This is a genomic window from Delftia sp. GW456-R20 (assembly GCF_001622915.1).
GTDB classification, from domain to species: domain Bacteria; phylum Pseudomonadota; class Gammaproteobacteria; order Burkholderiales; family Burkholderiaceae_C; genus Comamonas; species Comamonas acidovorans.
Genome location: NZ_LWCN01000004.1, coordinates 2,663,878 through 2,680,649, shown reverse-complemented (window position 1 = coordinate 2,680,649; position 16,772 = coordinate 2,663,878). Strand labels below are relative to the sequence as shown.

Below are 16,772 nucleotides of genomic sequence, written 5' to 3'. Positions count from 1 at the left end.
GATTTGCTGCAATGGCCGGCCACTGTAGTGCTTAAACTCCGGGCAGAAAACTCGCCTTGTGCTCAGGTTTTGCCGCATGCCCTCCCATACCTCCGCTACCACTGAATCCCAGAGAAGAAGACAGCCCGTACAGGCCCGTGCGCAGCGCACGCTGCAGGCCATTCTTCAGGCAGCAGCTCAGATTCTGGTCAAGGAGGGCGAAGCCGCGCTCACCACCAATCGCATTGCCGAGCGCGCAGGCGTCTCCATCGGCACGCTCTACCAGTACTTCCCCGACAAGCAGGCTGTCTTCCGCGCCATGGTCGATGGCCAGCGCCGTGCGGCCGTCGCGGCCATCGAGGCCTGGCTGGAGCAGGCGTCGGAACAGGGCTTGCCGCGCGAGGCCGTGGCGCGCGGCGTGGTCGCCTGCATCGTCGAGGGCTTTGCGGGCCGCACGCCCGCGCGGCGCAAGCTGGCGCGCTTTGCCTGGCGCCAGGATGGTGACGAGCGCATTGCCCTGTCCATGCGCGAGACCGCCGAGCGCATGGCCGCCCACCTGCAGCGCTGGGGCGGCCCCTCGCTGTCCTATGCGCGCCTTTACGTGGCCACGCGGGCCGTGCTGGGCACGGTGCGCTTCGCCTCGCTGGAGGCCTCGCCGCTGATTGCCTCGGGCGCACTGGAGGAGCTGCTGTGCGAGATGGGGACAGACATGTTGCTGGGTGGCGCGACGGGTGCGGGAGCCGCTGCCCCCTAGGCAGCAGGGGCTGTGCCATTGCACTGGACCAGCTTCGCAGCAAGGCGTGCCTTGATGGGCCGGCTGAAGTCCTGGTCGCCCTTGCGCAGCAGGATGGCGAAAAAAAAGGCCCCGCAGAGCGGGGCCTTTTGCTTCTACCGGAGTGTGCGATCAACCGATAGCATTCTAACGAGTTCGCGCGGCAATGGCTTTCTCCGCCACGTCCACCAGGTCGGTGCCGACCTGCTGCTTCCACTTGTCGTAGACGGGGCGCGTGGCCTTGACGAAGGCTTCGCGCTCGGCCGGCGTGAGTTGGGTCACGGTCACGCCGTTGGCGGCCAGGTCCTTGAGCAGGGGCTTGTCGGCCTCGATCATGCCCTTGCGCGCGATCACGATCTGCTCCTTGGCGGCGTCCACGGCGGCCTGGCGCACGATGTCCTGGTCTTCCTTGGTCCAGGTGGCCCAGATGTCCTTGTTGACCACGAAGATCAGCGGATCGTTGATGTAGCCCCACAGCGTCAGATGCTTCTGGCCCACGGACTGCAGCTTGGCGGCCATGTAGACCGAGACGGGGTTTTCCTGGCCGTCCACGGCGCCACTGGCCATGGCGGGCTGGGCATCGGCCCAGCTCATCTGCGTGGGGTTGGCGCCCAGCGCGGTGAAGGTGTCCAGGAACAGCGGCGAGCCCACGACGCGGATCTTCAGGCCCTTGAGGTCGGCAGGGGTCTTGATGGGGTGCTTGGAGTTGCTGATCTCGCGGTAGCCGTTCTCGCCCCAGGCCAGCGGCACCACGCCGGCCTTTTCCAGTCGCTGGAACAGGCGCTTGCCGGGCTCGCCATGCGTGAGCGCGTCGGCGGCGGCGTAGTCGGGCATGAGGAAGGGCAGGGCGAACAGGTTCAGCTCCTTGATCTGGGGCGACCAGTTCAGCGTGGAGCCCACGGCCATGTCGATCACGCCCTGGCGCAGCGCGCTGAATTCGCGCGTCTGGTCGCCCTGGATCAGGGACACACCCGGGTAGAGCTTGATGTTGATGCGGCCGTTGGTGCGCTCGCGCACCTTGTTGGCCCAGATCTCGCCGCCCTTGCCCCAGGGAAAGGCCGTGCCCAGCACCAGCGACATGCGGTACTCGCTCTTGTACTTGGCCGGAGTCTGCGCCACTGCGGGAGCGGACGAAAGGGCCAGGGCCGCAGCCGCGGCCAGGCCGCTGGCGAGGAAAGTGCGAAGTTTCATTGCGAAGGTCTCCTTGTTGAATTCTTGGGAAATCAGTAGCCCAGACGGGCGGGCAGCCACAGGGCGAGCTGCGGGAAGGCGATCACGGCGATCATCACCAGGAACATGGCCAGCAGCATGGGGCCGACCCAGCGCACGGTGGACTCCATGCGCACGCCCGCGATGCGGCAGGACACCATCAGGTTCACGGCCAGCGGCGGCGTGAACTGGCCCAGCGCCACCTTGAGCGTGAGGATGACGCCGAACCACACCGGGTCCCAGTTGTAGTGCTGCATGATCGGCAGCAGCAGCGGCACGAAGATCAGGAAGATGGAGATGCCGTCCAGGAACATGCCCACGGTGATCAGCAGCAGGATCAGCAGCGCCATCACGCCGTACTCGCCCAGGCCCGAGTCCACGATGGCCTTGGCCACCGGATCGATCACGCCCAGCGTGGACAGCGAGAACGCGAAGATGCCGGCCAGCGATACCACCAGCAGGATCACGGCCGACAGCTCGCCGGCCTCGCGCAGGATGGGGTAGAGGTCGCGCAGTGTGATGGTGCGGTGGATCACCATGCCCACGAACAGGCCGTAGAACACGGCCACCACGGCGGCCTCGGTAGGGGTGAACCAGCCGGCGCGCATGCCGCCCAGGATCAGCACCGGAGCGGCCAGGCCCCAGGAGGCCTCGCGCAGGCTGCGCCAGAACGGCGGGCGCGGCATGGACGATTCCAGCGCACCCATCTTGTGCTTGCGCGACATCCACACGGCGGGAATGATCAACGCCACGCCGGCCAGGATGCCGGGGATCATGCCGGCCGCAAACAGCGCCGGCACCGAGGCGCCGGGCACCAGCACCGAGTAGATGATGAAGGCCACGGACGGCGGGATCAGGATGTCGGTGGCCGCAGCCGCGCCCACCACGCTGGCCGAGAAGCTGCCCGGATAGCCGGCGCGGCTCATGGCCGCGATCATCACGCCGCCCACGGCGGCGGCATTGGCCGGACCCGAGCCCGAGATGCCGCCCAGGAACATGGCCACGGCAATCGCCACCAGGGGCAGCATGCCGGGGCCGCGGCCCACGATGGCCACGGCGAAGTTCACCAGGCGCAGCGCCACGCCAGAGCGGTCGAAGATCGAGCCCACGAGCACGAACATCGGAATCGCCAGCAGCGGGTACTTGCCCAGGCCCGCATAGAAGTTCTGCGGCACGGCCAGCAGGCCGAACCACTGCGTGTCGGGGCTGGCCAGCGCGATGGCGGCGGCGCCCGCCAGGCCCAGGGCCGCGCCGATCGGCACGCCCAGGAACATCAGGCCCAGGAAGGCGATGAAGAGCAGGGTTGCGATCATGGTGCCTTCTCCCCGGTGCTGTCATCGAAGGCGCCAGGGCGGCCCTGGCGCTGGAACAGCTGCAGCGCGCGCACCGTGATCAGGGCCGAGCAAATCGGCAGCCACATCGAATACCACCACTGCGGCACGCCGATGCCGGGCGAGGTTTCCTCGAACCGGTAGTCGTCCCAGACCACGCGCACGCTCAGTGCGGCGATCACGGCGAACAGCAGAGCCACCATCAGCGTGCCGAAGCGCGCCAGGCGCTTCCTGCGCAGGGCGCTGCCGCCTTCGGCGAAGTACTCGATGCGGATATGGGCGTTGCGCGCCACGGCCGCCGAGCCCGCGACCATGGCCAGCAGGATCATCAGGAAGACCGAGATTTCCTCGGTCCAGGCGAAGGAGGAGGAGGTGAAGTAGCGCACCAGCACATTGGCGAAGGTGATCAGGGCCAGCAGGGCCATGATCACCACGGTGAGCCAGTCCTCGATGCGCAGCGAACGCGGCTCGTCCGGCTGCGAAGGCGTCTCAGCGGCGCCGTTTTCGGTGGGAGGGGATGACATGGACGCGGGGAGTCAGAAAATTACACATGGCGGGGCAGATGCAGTCACTGAGCTTCCTCGGCGTCGTGTGCCGGGGGCCGTGAGGAAAAAATGTCACATTGGGTAAATGCGGCGCAGCGCCATTATGTGCGCATCCATGCGGTGTGCCAGAGGGACCATCCCTGCCCTGTCAGGCACCCGTCACGGCCCGGCGGATAATGAGGCCCATGGAAACCAAATGGCTAGAAGATTTCGTCAGCCTGGCTGAAACACGCAGTTTCAGCCGCTCCGCCCAACTGCGGCACGTGACGCAACCTGCGTTCTCGCGCCGCATCCAGGCACTGGAGGCCTGGGCCGGCACCGACCTTGTGGACCGCAGCTCCTACCCGACCCGGCTCACGCCGGCCGGCAAGACCATGTATGACCAGGCGCTGGAGATGCTGCAGTCGCTGCAGAGCACGCGCACCATGCTGCGTGCCCACGTCAGCGCGGGCAAGGGCATGGTGGGGTTTGCGGTGCCGCACACGCTGGCCTTCACTTTCTTCCCGAACTGGGTCTCCAGCGTGCAGGCCAAGTTCGGGCCGTTCCGCAGCCGGCTGTTCGCGCTCAACGTGCATGACGCCGTGATGCGCCTGGTCGAAGGCGGCTGCGACCTGCTGATCGCCTACTTCCATCCGTCCCAGCCTTTCCAGCTTGACCCGGCGCGCTACGAGATGGTCAGCCTGGGCCATGAGGTGCTCGCCCCCTACGCCAAGCCCGACGCCGATGGCCTGCCGCTGCACCAGCTGCCGGGCCGCCAGGGCCAGCCGCTGCCTTATCTGGGCTATGCGCCCGGCGCCTACCTGGGCCGGGTGACGGAGCTCATCCTCAAGGAAGCGGCCGAGGCCGTGCACCTGGAACGCGTCTACGAGACCGACATGGCCGAAGGCCTCAAGGCCATGGCGCTGGAAGGCCATGGCGTCGCGTTCTTGCCGTTCAGCGCCGTGCGCAACGAGCTGGAGGCCGGGCGCCTTGTCAGCGCCGCGCCTGCGGGCGACAACGGTTTTCGCATGGACATGGAAGTGCGCGCCTACCGTGAAAAACCCGCCAGCAAGGACGCGCCCCAGGGCGTGGCCGGCGCGCTGTGGAACTTCCTGCTGGAGCAGGGCGAGACCATCGGCTGACACGCCAAACGGCACGCATCAGGAAAAAAGGGGCTCTCGCAGCCCCTTTTTGCTGCACGTTGGTGCATGCGGGTGCCCGGCAAGAGCCCGACTTGGTGCACGGGTTATGCCTAGGGTAAACACCTATTATGCATAGCATGCATAAGGGCTTTTGCAAACGGCATTGGCTGTGCCACCGGCCCTGGCATTAGAGTGCGCGCACAGCAACCACGCCGTGTGCAGGACCGCCGGTGCGCTGGATCGGGCAAAAAACGCGTGCCATGGCACGGCAGTTGCTTACCTGAATCCGGCTGACGTGCTGGAAAGCCCTAGCACGTGTCGGTGCTCCAGCACCGTGCGTGATTGCACAATATGTGTCACATCGTTGATAGTTCGAGCAAGCCCACAAGGCGACTCGACCGTTCTCATCAAGACCGTTTTCGTTCTCATCTCAGGAGACCCGTATGAAGAAGCATTTGTTGGCCATCGCCGTGACCGCCCTGGCTGCAGGCAGCGCTTTCGCGCAGGCTGGTGACACCCTGGCCAAGATCAAGTCCTCCGGCGCCGTGACGCTGGGCGTGCGTGAATCCTCCGGCCTGGGCTACACGCTGGGCAATGGCAAGTACGTGGGCTTCCACACCGAGATGGGCGAGCGCGTGCTGGCCGACATCCAGAAGGAACTGGGCCTGGCCAAGCTGGACATCAAGTACCAGCCCGTCACCTCGCAAAACCGCATCCCCCTGGTGACCAATGGCACCGTGGACATCGAGTGCGGCTCCACCACCAACAGCCAGGCCCGCCAAAAGGATGTGGCCTTCGCCGTGACCACCTACGTGGAAGAAGTGCGCATCGCCGTCAAGGGCAACTCCGGCATCACCGGCATCAAGGACCTGAACGGCAAGACCATCGTCACGACGACGGGCACCACCTCGGTGCAGACCCTGCGCAAGAACAAGCGCGCCGACGGCCTGACCTTCAAGGAAGTCATGGGCAAGGACCACGCCGACAGCTTCCTGATGCTGGAAACCGGCCGTGCCGATGCCTTCATCATGGACGGCTCCATCCTGGCCGCCAACATCTCCAAGTCCAAGGCACCTGCCGAGTACAAGATCGTCGGCGAAACCCTGTCGGTCGAGCCCATCGCCTGCATGCTGCGCAAGGACGACCCCGCCTTCAAGAAGGCCGTGGACGATTCCATCAAGCGCCAGATCGCCGACGGCTCGCTGGCCAAGCTCTATGACAAGTGGTTCATGCAGCCGATTCCCCCGGCCAACGTGAAGGTCGGCCTGCCACTGTCCGACGCCACCAAGGACGCATGGGCCCACCCCAACGACAAGCCCATGGAGTCGTACGAAGTCAAGTAAGCACCAGCTGAATGCCGCCCCTTCTGCCATGCGGTTGGAAGGGGCGTTTTTTGTTGCGTCGCCGGTTTTTCTGCCGGCACGCATTTCGTGTTTTGAATGAAGGGGTGCTCCTATGAGTTGGGATTGGCAGGTGTTCTGCCAGGACACCATTACCCAAGAGGTCGGTCAAAGCTGCTTCGGCAAGAACGGCGATATCACCTACCTGGACTGGATGCTGTCGGCCTGGGGCTGGACCATTTCCGTGTCGCTGCTGTCGCTGGTGATCGCACTGGTCGTCGGATCGCTGATCGGCACGCTGCGCACTTTGGAGGGCCGGCCGTGGATCGTGCGGCTGGGCAATGCCTGGGTGGAGCTGTTTCGCAATATTCCGCTGCTGGTCCACATCTTCATGTGGTACCACGTGGTTCCGTCCTTTGTTCCTGCGCTGAAGTCGCTGCCGGGCTTCGTGCTCGTGGTGCTGGCGCTGGGTTTCTTCACCTCGGCGCGTATCGCCGAGCAGGTGCGTTCGGGCATCCAGGCACTGCCGCGCGGCCAGCGCTATGCGGGCATGGCGATGGGTTTCACCACGTTCCAGTACTACCGCTACGTGCTGCTGCCCATGGCGTTCCGCATCATCATCCCGCCGCTGACCAGCGAGACCATGAACGTGTTCAAGAACTCGTCCGTGGCCTTCGCCGTGTCCGTGGCCGAGCTGACCATGTTCGCCATGCAGGCGCAGGAAGAGACTTCGCGCGGCATCGAGATCTATCTGGCCGTCACCGGCCTGTATGTGATTTCCGCCTTTGCCATCAACCGCATCATGGCCTTCATCGAGAAGCGTTCGCGCGTCCCGGGCCTGATCGCTGCCAGCGGCGGAGGACACTGACATGAACCTGCAAATCGACTGGTCGTTCTTCACCTGGGACCTGTTCAGCAACTTCGTGCTGAAGGGCCTGTACTTCAGCCTGACGCTGACCGTCATCGCCACCATCGGCGGTGTGCTCTTCGGCACCGTGCTGGCGCTGATGCGCCTGTCCGGCAAGAAGTGGCTTGATGTGCCCGCCACGCTCTACGTCAACGGCATGCGCTCCGTGCCGCTGGTGATGGTGATCCTGTGGTTCTTCCTGCTGATGCCGCTGATCATCGGTCGGCCCATCGGCGCCGAGGTCTCGGCCATCATCACCTTCATCGCCTTCGAGGCGGCCTACTTCAGCGAGATCATGCGCGCGGGCATCCAGTCCATCCCGCGCGGCCAGGTCTCCGCGGGCCAGGCCATGGGCATGACCTACGGCCAGAACATGCGCCTCGTGGTCCTGCCCCAGGCCTTCCGCAACATGCTGCCGGTGCTGCTCACGCAGACCATCATCCTGTTCCAGGACACCTCGCTGGTCTATGCCATCGGTGCCTACGACATGCTCAAGGGCTTCGAAGTGGCGGGCAAGAACTATGGCCGTCCCATCGAATCCTATCTGGCCGCTGGCGTGACCTACTTCGTGCTGTGCTACTCGCTCTCGTGGGCAGTCAAGCGCCTGCACAAAAAGATTGCCATCATTCGATGACACACCACCCCCTGAGTCGCTTCGCGCCTTCCCCCTTGAAGGGGGACGACGGCCTTGGCTGCGGGGCGGCCCTTGCTGGCCGTCCCGCCCCCATGACCGCGCCCCTTGTCGGCGCGGCGATGGACAACTGACACGAGTCGGAGTGAACCAATGATTGAACTCAAGAACGTTTCCAAGTGGTACGGCAGCTTCCAGGTGCTGACCGACTGCTCCACCAACATCCAGAAGGGTGAGGTCGTGGTGGTCTGCGGCCCTTCGGGCTCGGGCAAGTCCACGCTGATCAAGACCATCAACGCGCTGGAGCCCTTCCAGAAGGGCGAGATCTTCGTGGACGGCGTGGCCGTGCACGATCCCAAGACCAACCTGCCCCAGCTGCGCAGCCGCGTGGGCATGGTGTTCCAGCACTTCGAGCTGTTCCCGCACCTGTCGGTGACCGAGAACCTGACCATCGCCCAGATCAAGGTGCTCGGTCGCAGCCCGGACGACGCCAAGAAGCGCGGCCTCAAGATGCTGGACCGCGTGGGCCTGACGGCGCACAAGGACAAGTTCCCGGGCCAGCTGTCGGGTGGCCAGCAGCAGCGCGTGGCCATTGCGCGCGCGCTGTCCATGGACCCCATCGTGATGCTGTTCGACGAACCCACCTCCGCGCTGGACCCCGAAATGGTCGGCGAAGTGCTGGACGTGATGATCGGCCTGGCCAACGAAGGCATGACCATGATGTGCGTGACCCACGAAATGGGCTTCGCACGCAAGGTGGCCAGCCGCGTGATCTTCATGGACGTGGGCGGCAAGATCCTGGAGGACTGCTCCAAGGACGAATTCTTCGGCAACCCGGAAGCGCGCCAGCCCCGGACCAAGGAATTCCTCAACAAGATCCTGCAGCACTGATCGGCTGCTGCCGGCAGGCAGCAGGCCATCTCAAGACAAGGGCGCTTCGGCGCCCTTAGTCTTTTGCCGCTCTGGAGCGGCCGGGGCTGCGCCGTGCGGCGGCACGCGGCTCAGCCGTCCTGATCAACTGGTGGTTGAACTCCTTCCACAGCGCGTCGCGCCGGGCCAGGGCCTCGGACACATCCTGGTGGCGCAGCTGGGCCACGGCCGAGACCAGGGCGTTGCACAGGTAAAAGGCCGCCGTGTAGGAGTGAAAGGGCGAGGCATTGGCCGTGCGCACCTGCAGCCAGTGGTGGGCCACGGTGGCCAGCGGCGCGGCGGGGCTGTCGGTGAGGGCCAGCACCTGGGCGCCGGCGTCGGCAAAGCGCTGCGCTATCTCGAAGGTGCCGCGCGAATACTGGCTGACGCTGAAGGCCAGCAGCGTGTCCGAGGGGCCGATCCACAGCAGCTGGTCGGCCGGCGCGATGGCTCCGGCATCCAGCTCCTGCACGCCGGGGCGGCACATGTTCAGGTGCAGGGCCAGCCAGGCGGATACCGGCGAGCTGTTGAGCTGGGCCAGCACGAACACGCGGCCCTCGCCCTGGGCCAGCTTGCGGGCCATGGCCTCGAAGGCCGCCATGTCCAGCCCCTCGCGCGTGGCCTGGATGTTGTGCTGGTCGTGCAGCAGCGCATCGTCCACGCACTCGCTCAGGCTGCGCTGCGCGCCCAGCAGCACGGGTGCGCGCTGGGCGGCCGTCTGCAGCAGTGCCGTCACCTCGCCGCGCGCCTCGCGCTGGGCTTCGGCATAGCTGGCATAGCCGAGCTTGGCGAACAGCCGCACCACGGTCGAGGCGCTGGTGCCCGTGTGCGCGGCCAGCGCCGTGGCCGACTCCAGCAGCGCATGCGGGTAGTTGCTGCCCAGGGTCTGGGCCAGCGTCAACTCGCTGGCCGTCAGCTCCGCGCCCTGCTGCGCCAGGCGCTGTGGCAGCAGCAGTGTGGCTTTTTGCAATGGTGATTTCATGTTTTTCTTGTATATGCAACGTGTGTTGCAAAATAGGGGGTCGCGTGCAACACTGCATGCACTCTGGAGATTCCACCATGCACGATACCCTCGAACAAAGCCGCGTGCAGCAGCGCGCGAGACTGCTGGACTGGCTGGGCGGTCAGCAGCAGGCCATGCAAGACCTGTTGCACAGGATTGTCGATATCGACAGCGGCAGCCGCGATGAAGCCGGCATCCTGGCCGTGGCCCAGGCGCTGCGCGAGCGGCTGGAGGCGGCCGGCGTGGCCGTGCGTTTCGAGGACGTGCCCGGCTACGGCGTGCTGCTGCATGCCGATGTCGCCGGTCCCGACGGGGACGGCCCGGCCGAAGGCGCACCCATCTATCTGATGGGCCATATGGACACGGTCTTTCCGGCGGGCACCGTGGCGCGCCGTCCCTTCCGCGTGGAAGACGGCAGGGCCTACGGTCCCGGCGTGGCCGACATGAAGTCTGGCCTGGTGCTCAACGTCTTCGTGGCCGAGGCCTTTGCGCGCTGCGGCGGCCTGAAGGCGCCGCTCAAGCTGTTCTTCTCGTGCGATGAGGAGATAGGCTCGCCCGCCACGCGCCAGACCATCATGGACACGGTGCGCGGTGCGCGCGCCGTCTTCAATGCCGAGCCCGGCCGCGTCAGTGGCAACCTGGTGACCAGCCGCAAGGGCTCCATGGCCGTGGAGTTCGAGGTGCAGGGCGTGGCCGCCCATGCGGGCATCAACCACGCGGCCGGCGCCAGCGCGCTGGAGGCCATGGCGCGCAAGCTGCTGGCCCTGCATGCGCTGACCGATCCCGCCACGGGCACGACCACCAATGTGGGCGTGCTGCAGGGTGGCATCGTGCCGAACATGGTGGCGCCCCACGCCAAGGCCGAGCTCGATGTGCGCTACACGGCCCAGACCGATCCCGATGCGCTGATGGAGCGCATCCGCGCCATCGTGGAGGAAGAATCCGTGCCCCGCACCCAGGGCCGCGTCACCGCCGTGCGCCGCACCCTGCCCATGGCGCCCACGCCTGATGCGTTGCTGCAGCTGTACCGGCGCGGCGCGCAGTCGCTGGACTTTGATGTGCAGGGCGAGTTCACGGGCGGCGCGGCCGACAGCGGCCTGACCGCCTCGGTGGGCGTGCCAACGCTGTGCGCCACCGGCCCCGTGGGCGGCCATCCCCATACCGAGCGCGAGTACTGCGAGCTGGCCACCTTCGTGCCGCGTGCGCAGGCCGTGGCCCTCGCCATCTTTGATCACCCCTGATTGCGCTGATACCCATGAAAAACCTGTCCGTGAACCCCTCCCTGAACACCCGCCGCAAGCTGCTGGGCGCAGGCCTTGGCCTGGCGGGCCTGTCCGCGCTGGCGCCGCTGGCCGCACGCGCCGATGACAAGTACCCCTCGCGCCCGATCACGCTGGTCGTGCCGTTTCCGCCCGGCGGTTCGGTGGACATCATGGGCCGCCAGTACGCCGAGCCCCTGTCGCGCATCCTGGGCGTGCCCATCGTGGTGGAGAACCGGCCCGGCGCGGGCGGCTCGGTGGCCACGCAGTACGTGTCGCGCGCCAAGCCGGACGGCTACACCCTGGTCGTGTCCTCGCAGAGCAGCCACCTGGCCAATCCTCTGACCCAGCCCAAGGTGGGCTACGACCCCATCAAGGACTTCGAGAACATTGCCATCCTGGGCCGCCAGCCCAATGCGCTGATGGTGCATTCCAGCCTGCCCGTGAAGAACTTCCAGGAGTTCATCGAGTACGTGAAAAAGCGCCCCGGCCAGGTCAACTACGGCAGCGCCGGCATCGGCAGCATGGGCCAGCTCAATGTGGAAATGCTCAAGGCCGCCACGGGCATCTTTGCCACGCACATCCCCTACCGTGGCGGCTCGCCGCTGGTCACGGCCGCCATCGGCAACGAGGTGCAGTTCATCCTCGACAACCTGGTCTTCATGCTGCCCCACGTGCAGTCGGGCAAGGTGCGCGCCCTGGTCGTGGCCTCGGAGCAGCGCCTGCCCATGCTGCCCGACGTGCCCACCATGGCCGAGGTCGGCTATCCCCAGCTCAACATGAGTTCCTGGACCGGCATTGCGGCGCCTGCGGGCACGCCCGACGCCATCGTCCAGACGCTGTACAAGGCCATCCGCCAGGCGGCCACGGCGCCGGCCATGGTGGCCAGCCTCAAGGAGCGCGGCGTGGTCGCCCCCGAGGAGATGAGCCCCGCCGCCTTCGAGAAGATGATGGCCGAGCGCCTGAAGCTCTTCGGCGAGGTGGTGCGCAAGGCCCATATCGTGGCCGAGTAAGCAGGGCACGCCCAGGGTGCCCCCAGGGCGCTCCGGATGGCCGGGCGCAGCCGACGTATTTCCATAAGGAGGAGACATGAGCATGACCCCTATCGCCCGCCAGGCTGCCAGCCACCCTTCCCGCCGCCGCGTGCTCGGCGCGGGGCTGGGCCTGGGTGTGCTGGCGCCGCTTGCGGCGCTGGCCGCCGAAGGCAGGGCCGCCGGCTACCCCACGCGCCAGATCAGCTTCATCGTGCCGTTTCCGGCCGGTGGCTCGGTGGACGCCATGGCGCGCCAGTATGCCGAGCCCATGGCGCGCATCCTGGGCGTGCCCATCGTGGTGGAGAACCGGCCCGGCGCGGGCGGCTCGGTGGCTGCGCTGGCCGTGGCGCGCGCCAAGCCGGACGGCTACACCCTGGTCGTGTCCTCGCAGAGCAGCCACCTGGCCAATCCTCTGACCCAGCCCAAGGTGGGCTACGACCCCATCAAGGACTTCGAGAACATTGCCATCCTGGGCCGCCTGCCCAATGTGCTGGTCGTGCCCGCGAGCCTGCCCATCCGCAGCTTCGCGGAGTTCATCGCCTATGCCAAAAAGCACCCTGGCCAGCTCAACTACGGCAGCGGCGGCACGGGCAGCATGGGCCAGCTCAACATGGAGATGTTCAAGGCCGATGCGGGCCTGGACATCACCCATGTTCCCTACCGGGGCGGCACGCTGCTGGTCACCTCGGTGCTGGCGGGCGAGGTGCAGGTGTTCTTCGACAACCTCATCTCCATGCTGCCCCATATCCAGGCGGGCAAGGTGCGCGCCCTGGCCGTGGCCTCCGAGCAGCGCGTGGCACAAATTCCCGATGTGCCCACGCTGGCCGAGGTCGGCTACCCGCAGCTGAACATGAGCTCCTGGACCGGCCTGGCCGCGCCGGCCGGCACGCCCGCGCCCGTGGTGCAGGCCCTCTTCAAGGCCGTGCGCCAGGCCGCCTCGGCGCCGGCCATGGTGGCCAGCCTGCAGGACCGTGGCGTGACCCCGCCCGAGGAAATGAGCCCTGCCGCCTTCGAGGCCATGATGTCCGAGCGCCTGAAGCGCTTTGGCGAGGTGGTGCGCAGGACGGGCATCGTGGCCGAGTGAGCCTGGCCCGCCAAAGGCCTGCGCCTCAGTCCAGCTGCACGCCCACCTCGCGCACCAGCCGCCCCCAGTCCGCCAGGTCCTGGCGCAGCGTGTCGGCGAATTGCGCGGGCGTGGTCCGGGGCAGATCGGTCAGGTTGAGCTCGCCCAGCTTTTTGGCCGTGGCCGGGTCCTGCAGCAACTGGTTGATGGCGGCGTTGAGCTTGTCCACGATGGGCTGCGGCGTTTTGGCGGGCGCGAAGACGCCGTACCAGGAATAGTTGTGGAACGGGTAGCCCGCCTCGGTCAGGCTGGGCAGGTCCGGCTGGCTGGGAATGCGCTTGTCGCCGCTGTGGGCGATGGCGCGCACGCGGCCCGCACGCACCAGCTCCACGGTGGAAGAGGTGTCTGCAAACGCCGCCTGCACCTGCCCGCCCAGCAGGCCCTGCACGCAGGGGCTGCTGCCCTTGTAGGGCACATGCTGCATCTGCAGGCCGGCCTGCTTGAGCAGGAATTCCATGGTCAGGTGCCCGCCTGAGCCCTGGCCCCAGGAGCAGTAGCTGAGCTGGCCGGGCCGGGCGCGCACATGCTCCACGAACTCCTTGAGCGAATGCACGGGCAGGTCGCGCGAGACCAGCAGCAGATTGCCGGCGCGGCCGATCTGCGCAATGGGCGCAAAGTCCTTGATCGGGTCATACGGAACCTTGCGGTAGAGGCTGGGGTTCACGGCCATCGACGCCGTGTAGGTGAACAGCAGCCGGTAGCCGTCCGGCGCACTGCGCGCGGCCTGCTCCACGCCGACCAGGCCGTTGGCGCCGGGCCGGTTGTCCACCACGAAGGGCTGCTTGAGCAGCCGGGTCAGGCCTTCGGCAAACACCCGCGCGATGGTGTCCGTGCCGCCGGCGGCGGCCGTGGGCACGATCAGCGTGACGGGGCGGGCGGGGTAGTTGCCGGCATCCTGTGCCGGCTGGGCGTGGCCTGTGCAGGCCATGGCCAGCAGCAGTGCCAGGGCCATGCCGTGCTTCTTCATCGTCTTCATGCACTTGTCTCCTTGTGTCGCCTTGTGACGCCTTTCCTGTGCGCGGCCCCGTCAGCGTAGTCCCAGGCGCGCATGCGTGCCCTGCTCGATCATGTCGGCCCCCACGCGGTAGAGGTTGCGCGAGACATAGCTGTCCACCTCGCGCGCACGCTCGCGCAGCCAGGCGGCCTTCAGGCTGCGGGCCTGGCCGATCTCGGGCGCGTCGCCGGTCGCCGTGGCCAGCACGTCGATCACATGCAGGGCCAGCTGCCACTGGCCCGCGTCGGCCAGCGCCTGGGCGCTGGCCACCAGGCCGGGCTTGTCGGTGATGGCATCGGCGATGGCGGCGCCTGCGGCCTCGGGCGGGGCCGGGTGCAGCGTGGTCGGGTTGCGGTCCCACCAGCCGTTTTCCGAGCGGTAGATGTCGCGCACGATGTAGCTGGGATCGCCATAGGTGGGCTTCATCCACTCCACGCCGAACAGTGCCTGCGGATAATCCATGGCCGCGAGCACCTGCTGCTCGTTCAGGCCCTCGTTCATCAGGCGCACGACTTCGGCGCGCAGCCAGCGCAGCGCCTGTGCGGTGTGCAGCAGCACCTGCTGCACGGCCTGCTCGCCCTCGATCACGGGACCGAACTCGCGCACGGCCTTGAGCGGGCGCAGCGCGGCCATGGCCTGCAGCGTGTCGGCCCAGCGCACGGTGTCGCGCAGCGTGCGAAACGGCGTGCCGATGTTGGGGATGGAGTCCAGCAGCGCCGCGCCGCCGTACAGCACGCGCTGGCCGGGGCTCCACAGCGCGATGGCGTCGTCGGTCTCGGACGGCGCCCAGAACAGCTCGATGCGGCCGTCCCCGCTGCCTATCTCCAGCCGCGTGTCGAAGGTTTCGGTGGGCTCGTGCATGTCCAGCCGGTGCTCGAAAAAGCCCGCGCTGCGGTTGAACTGGATCTCGGCCATGCGGTGCTGCAGCGCCCGGGTCTCGCGGTAGCGAGCCTGGCGGCGCGGCAGGTTGCGGTGCGCGATCAGGCGCGGCACAGGCTCTCCGCGCGCGGCCGCATGCTCCAGCCAGGCGGGCACGCCCGCGTTGTAGCCGATGTGGCCGTGGCTGTAGCACAGCGCATGCACGGGCGCGTCGCTGAGCTGGCGCAGGCTGGCGATCATGTCCTGGCTGACCTTGCCGCCGGGGCCGGCGTCGATCACCACCAGGCCCGCGTCGGTCTCGGCCACGAAGGACTGGCCCTGGCCGCGCAGTATGTGCAGGCCCGGCGCCACGGTTTCGCTGCCGGTGCCCACCAGCAAGAAGGGCTTGTCGTCGTCTCTGGCGTTCATGGGGTCTCCGGGTCTGGTTCGATGGGGGGCAGGGCATAGCGGCCGTCCAGCAGTTCGGGCCGGGGCATGTAGGCGCGCAGGCACAGGTAAAAGCCTTCGCGCGGCGCGGGCAGCCAGTTGGCGCGGTGGTCTTCGCTGGCCGGCGGCGCGTGGCTGATGTGGATAGTCAACCCGCCATCGCCATCAGCGTCGGGGCGCAGGCCCGGCGTGCGGTCGCCGATGGCATGGCGGTCGATGGGGTTGTCCACCAGCATGCAGTCGTGGGCGCCGTAGAGGGTCAGAGACCAGAAGGCCTGCACGGGTGGCAGCGCGCCTGGTGCAAAGCGAAGCCGGTAGCGGCGGCTGCCATGCAGGGGCCGGCCCTGGGCGTCATGCCAGGCCAGCGGGTAGATGGCCTCGCGGCTTTCCAGCATGCCGATGTACTTGAGCGCAATTTCGGCGCGGGCCTGGAAGTCGTCGCCAAAACTGCCTTCGACCAGGGCGGGGAGTTCCCAGCCCGAGTCCAGGCGCCGGCCCGTGCTGGCCGCGCGCAGCCGGGGCAGCACGCTGTCCAGGGCGCGCTGCAGTGCGGCTTGCTGTTGCGCATCGGGTGCGCCCAGCCCGGCGCCCAGGCCCACGGCCGCAAAGCGCGCGACCCGTGCGGCATGCCCTGCTGGCGGCGGGTTGTCGCGCAAGGCGGCATTCACCTGGGCTGCATAGTGCTCGGCATTTGGCGGGGCCTGGGGATCGCAGTCCGGGTCGAAGGCGCGGGCCTGCGAGGGCGTGCCCGCCTGCCAGTCGGCCAGCGGGCGCACCGCAAAGCCGTCCTGCAGCGCGTGCACGGCGGGCAGGTCGTGCTCGCCATCGACCAGGATGCGGCCTATCACCCACAGCCAGGGCGTGGGCGCGGCAATGTGTGCGCCGGGCGCATCGAACGGTGGCGGCAGCGTCCCCTGCCAGCCGGGCGGCGTGACAAGGAAGGAGCGCGCCGCCGTGCCCGTCAGGCGCTGGCCCAGGTGGGCGAAGGGGTTGGTGAAGAAGTCCAGCAGGCCCAGCACGTAGTAGCGGCCCGCCGTGTCGGGCACGTCGATCACCAGCGGCCCGGCGCCCAGGTCCAGCCAGGCGTTGGTGTAGAGCGTGTCGTTGTTGGGCGTGACCACGCGGCTGGTGCCGGCGCGCAGCAGCTGGCGCGCATGAACGAACTGGTTGCACCAGCGCAGCGGTGCGGTCGCGGCCTCGCCGGCCGCATTGCGCCGGGGCGAGGTGGCCGCGCGCATGCGGCGCATCTCGTACAGCGGGCAGGTGTGGATGACGGCCTCTTCGGCCAGGGTGCTCAGGTCCATGGCGTG

The 16,772-nt window shown here is 67.5% G+C and carries 16 protein-coding genes; 9 read left to right on the top strand and 7 right to left on the bottom strand.

Going from position 1 to position 16,772, the window contains the following annotated elements:
- Window positions 1-76 precede the first annotated feature (76 nt).
- Window positions 77-733, top strand: a complete 657-nt coding sequence (locus A4F85_RS17275; protein WP_063327266.1) for a TetR/AcrR family transcriptional regulator — start codon at window positions 77-79, stop codon at window positions 731-733.
- A gap of 165 nt (window positions 734-898) precedes the next feature.
- Here the strand turns inward: A4F85_RS17275 and A4F85_RS17270 are convergent, their stop codons facing one another.
- The 3 genes from A4F85_RS17270 to A4F85_RS17260 are packed head-to-tail and all read right to left on the bottom strand — an operon-like array spanning window position 899 to window position 3,815.
- Window positions 899-1,942 carry a DctP family TRAP transporter solute-binding subunit gene (locus A4F85_RS17270; RefSeq protein ID WP_063327265.1) on the bottom strand — a complete coding sequence of 348 codons (1,044 nt, stop codon included), beginning with the start codon at window positions 1,940-1,942 and terminating at the stop codon, window positions 899-901.
- Window positions 1,943-1,974: 32 nt separating this feature from the next.
- Entirely contained in the window at window positions 1,975-3,273 is a 1,299-nt protein-coding gene (locus A4F85_RS17265; RefSeq protein ID WP_043819923.1) for a TRAP transporter large permease, read from the bottom strand.
- Window positions 3,270-3,815, bottom strand: a complete 546-nt coding sequence (locus tag A4F85_RS17260; RefSeq protein WP_063327264.1) for a TRAP transporter small permease — start codon at window positions 3,813-3,815, stop codon at window positions 3,270-3,272. Before A4F85_RS17260 ends, A4F85_RS17265 begins: the two co-directional genes overlap by 4 nt.
- 206 nt (window positions 3,816-4,021) lie before the next feature.
- On the opposite strand from A4F85_RS17260, the gene A4F85_RS17255 reads away from it, so the two are divergent.
- The 5 genes from A4F85_RS17255 (at window position 4,022) to A4F85_RS17235 (ending at window position 8,726) form a co-directional block, all read left to right on the top strand.
- Window positions 4,022-4,957, top strand: coding sequence for a LysR substrate-binding domain-containing protein (locus tag A4F85_RS17255; protein ID WP_170962088.1), 936 nt, complete (start codon window positions 4,022-4,024; stop codon window positions 4,955-4,957).
- A gap of 443 nt (window positions 4,958-5,400) precedes the next feature.
- Entirely contained in the window at window positions 5,401-6,300 is a 900-nt protein-coding gene (locus A4F85_RS17250) for a transporter substrate-binding domain-containing protein (protein WP_063327262.1), read from the top strand.
- 112 nt (window positions 6,301-6,412) lie between these two features.
- Window positions 6,413-7,165 (top strand): amino acid ABC transporter permease, encoded by a 753-nt coding sequence (locus tag A4F85_RS17245; RefSeq protein ID WP_043819928.1) that lies wholly within the window; start codon window positions 6,413-6,415, stop codon window positions 7,163-7,165.
- Between the two features lies 1 nt (window position 7,166).
- Entirely contained in the window at window positions 7,167-7,838 is a 672-nt protein-coding gene (locus A4F85_RS17240; protein WP_012203296.1) for an amino acid ABC transporter permease, read from the top strand.
- 150 nt (window positions 7,839-7,988) lie between these two features.
- A complete protein-coding gene (locus tag A4F85_RS17235; protein WP_012203297.1) occupies window positions 7,989-8,726 on the top strand; it encodes an amino acid ABC transporter ATP-binding protein in 738 nt (245 codons plus the stop codon).
- A 55-nt stretch (window positions 8,727-8,781) separates the two neighbouring features.
- Here the strand turns inward: A4F85_RS17235 and A4F85_RS17230 are convergent, their stop codons facing one another.
- A complete protein-coding gene (locus tag A4F85_RS17230; protein ID WP_063327261.1) occupies window positions 8,782-9,726 on the bottom strand; it encodes a MurR/RpiR family transcriptional regulator in 945 nt (314 codons plus the stop codon).
- 77 nt (window positions 9,727-9,803) lie between these two features.
- Between A4F85_RS17230 and A4F85_RS17225 the strand changes: the two genes are divergently transcribed.
- The 3 genes from A4F85_RS17225 (at window position 9,804) to A4F85_RS17215 (ending at window position 13,124) form a co-directional block, all read left to right on the top strand.
- Complete coding sequence (locus A4F85_RS17225) at window positions 9,804-10,988, top strand: M20 family metallopeptidase (protein WP_063327260.1); 1,185 nt, start codon at window positions 9,804-9,806, stop codon at window positions 10,986-10,988.
- A gap of 14 nt (window positions 10,989-11,002) precedes the next feature.
- Entirely contained in the window at window positions 11,003-12,019 is a 1,017-nt protein-coding gene (locus A4F85_RS17220; protein WP_013804170.1) for a Bug family tripartite tricarboxylate transporter substrate binding protein, read from the top strand.
- A gap of 76 nt (window positions 12,020-12,095) precedes the next feature.
- Window positions 12,096-13,124, top strand: coding sequence for a Bug family tripartite tricarboxylate transporter substrate binding protein (locus A4F85_RS17215; RefSeq protein WP_063327259.1), 1,029 nt, complete (start codon window positions 12,096-12,098; stop codon window positions 13,122-13,124).
- 25 nt (window positions 13,125-13,149) lie between these two features.
- Here the strand turns inward: A4F85_RS17215 and A4F85_RS17210 are convergent, their stop codons facing one another.
- Genes A4F85_RS17210 through A4F85_RS17200 form a run of 3 tightly spaced genes read right to left on the bottom strand, consistent with a single transcriptional unit; the run spans window position 13,150 to window position 16,766 of the window.
- Window positions 13,150-14,139 (bottom strand): Bug family tripartite tricarboxylate transporter substrate binding protein, encoded by a 990-nt coding sequence (locus A4F85_RS17210; protein ID WP_063327258.1) that lies wholly within the window; start codon window positions 14,137-14,139, stop codon window positions 13,150-13,152.
- A gap of 51 nt (window positions 14,140-14,190) precedes the next feature.
- Window positions 14,191-15,444, bottom strand: coding sequence for an alkyl sulfatase dimerization domain-containing protein (locus A4F85_RS17205; protein ID WP_063327257.1), 1,254 nt, complete (start codon window positions 15,442-15,444; stop codon window positions 14,191-14,193).
- Window positions 15,441-16,766: a DUF1254 domain-containing protein gene (locus A4F85_RS17200; protein ID WP_063327256.1), complete on the bottom strand. Its 1,326-nt coding sequence runs from the start codon at window positions 16,764-16,766 to the stop codon at window positions 15,441-15,443. Before A4F85_RS17200 ends, A4F85_RS17205 begins: the two co-directional genes overlap by 4 nt.
- Window positions 16,767-16,772: the final 6 nt, after the last annotated feature.

Bases quoted from the DNA above. Each gene is read 5' to 3' on its own strand.
- A4F85_RS17260 (WP_063327264.1), bottom strand. From the start codon at position 3,815: ATGTCATCCCCTCCCACCGAAAACGGCGCCGCTGAGACGCCTTCGCAG.
- A4F85_RS17245 (WP_043819928.1), top strand. From the start codon at position 6,413: ATGAGTTGGGATTGGCAGGTGTTCTGCCAGGACACCATTACCCAAGAG.
- A4F85_RS17205 (WP_063327257.1), bottom strand. From the start codon at position 15,444: ATGAACGCCAGAGACGACGACAAGCCCTTCTTGCTGGTGGGCACCGGC.
- A4F85_RS17275 (WP_063327266.1), top strand. From the start codon at position 77: ATGCCCTCCCATACCTCCGCTACCACTGAATCCCAGAGAAGAAGACAG.
- A4F85_RS17255 (WP_170962088.1), top strand. From the start codon at position 4,022: ATGGAAACCAAATGGCTAGAAGATTTCGTCAGCCTGGCTGAAACACGC.
- A4F85_RS17210 (WP_063327258.1), bottom strand. From the start codon at position 14,139: ATGAAGACGATGAAGAAGCACGGCATGGCCCTGGCACTGCTGCTGGCC.
- A4F85_RS17230 (WP_063327261.1), bottom strand. From the start codon at position 9,726: ATGAAATCACCATTGCAAAAAGCCACACTGCTGCTGCCACAGCGCCTG.
- A4F85_RS17270 (WP_063327265.1), bottom strand. From the start codon at position 1,942: ATGAAACTTCGCACTTTCCTCGCCAGCGGCCTGGCCGCGGCTGCGGCC.
- A4F85_RS17240 (WP_012203296.1), top strand. From the start codon at position 7,167: ATGAACCTGCAAATCGACTGGTCGTTCTTCACCTGGGACCTGTTCAGC.
- A4F85_RS17215 (WP_063327259.1), top strand. From the start codon at position 12,096: ATGAGCATGACCCCTATCGCCCGCCAGGCTGCCAGCCACCCTTCCCGC.
- A4F85_RS17265 (WP_043819923.1), bottom strand. From the start codon at position 3,273: ATGATCGCAACCCTGCTCTTCATCGCCTTCCTGGGCCTGATGTTCCTG.
- A4F85_RS17200 (WP_063327256.1), bottom strand. From the start codon at position 16,766: ATGGACCTGAGCACCCTGGCCGAAGAGGCCGTCATCCACACCTGCCCG.
- A4F85_RS17250 (WP_063327262.1), top strand. From the start codon at position 5,401: ATGAAGAAGCATTTGTTGGCCATCGCCGTGACCGCCCTGGCTGCAGGC.
- A4F85_RS17225 (WP_063327260.1), top strand. From the start codon at position 9,804: ATGCACGATACCCTCGAACAAAGCCGCGTGCAGCAGCGCGCGAGACTG.
- A4F85_RS17235 (WP_012203297.1), top strand. From the start codon at position 7,989: ATGATTGAACTCAAGAACGTTTCCAAGTGGTACGGCAGCTTCCAGGTG.
- A4F85_RS17220 (WP_013804170.1), top strand. From the start codon at position 11,003: ATGAAAAACCTGTCCGTGAACCCCTCCCTGAACACCCGCCGCAAGCTG.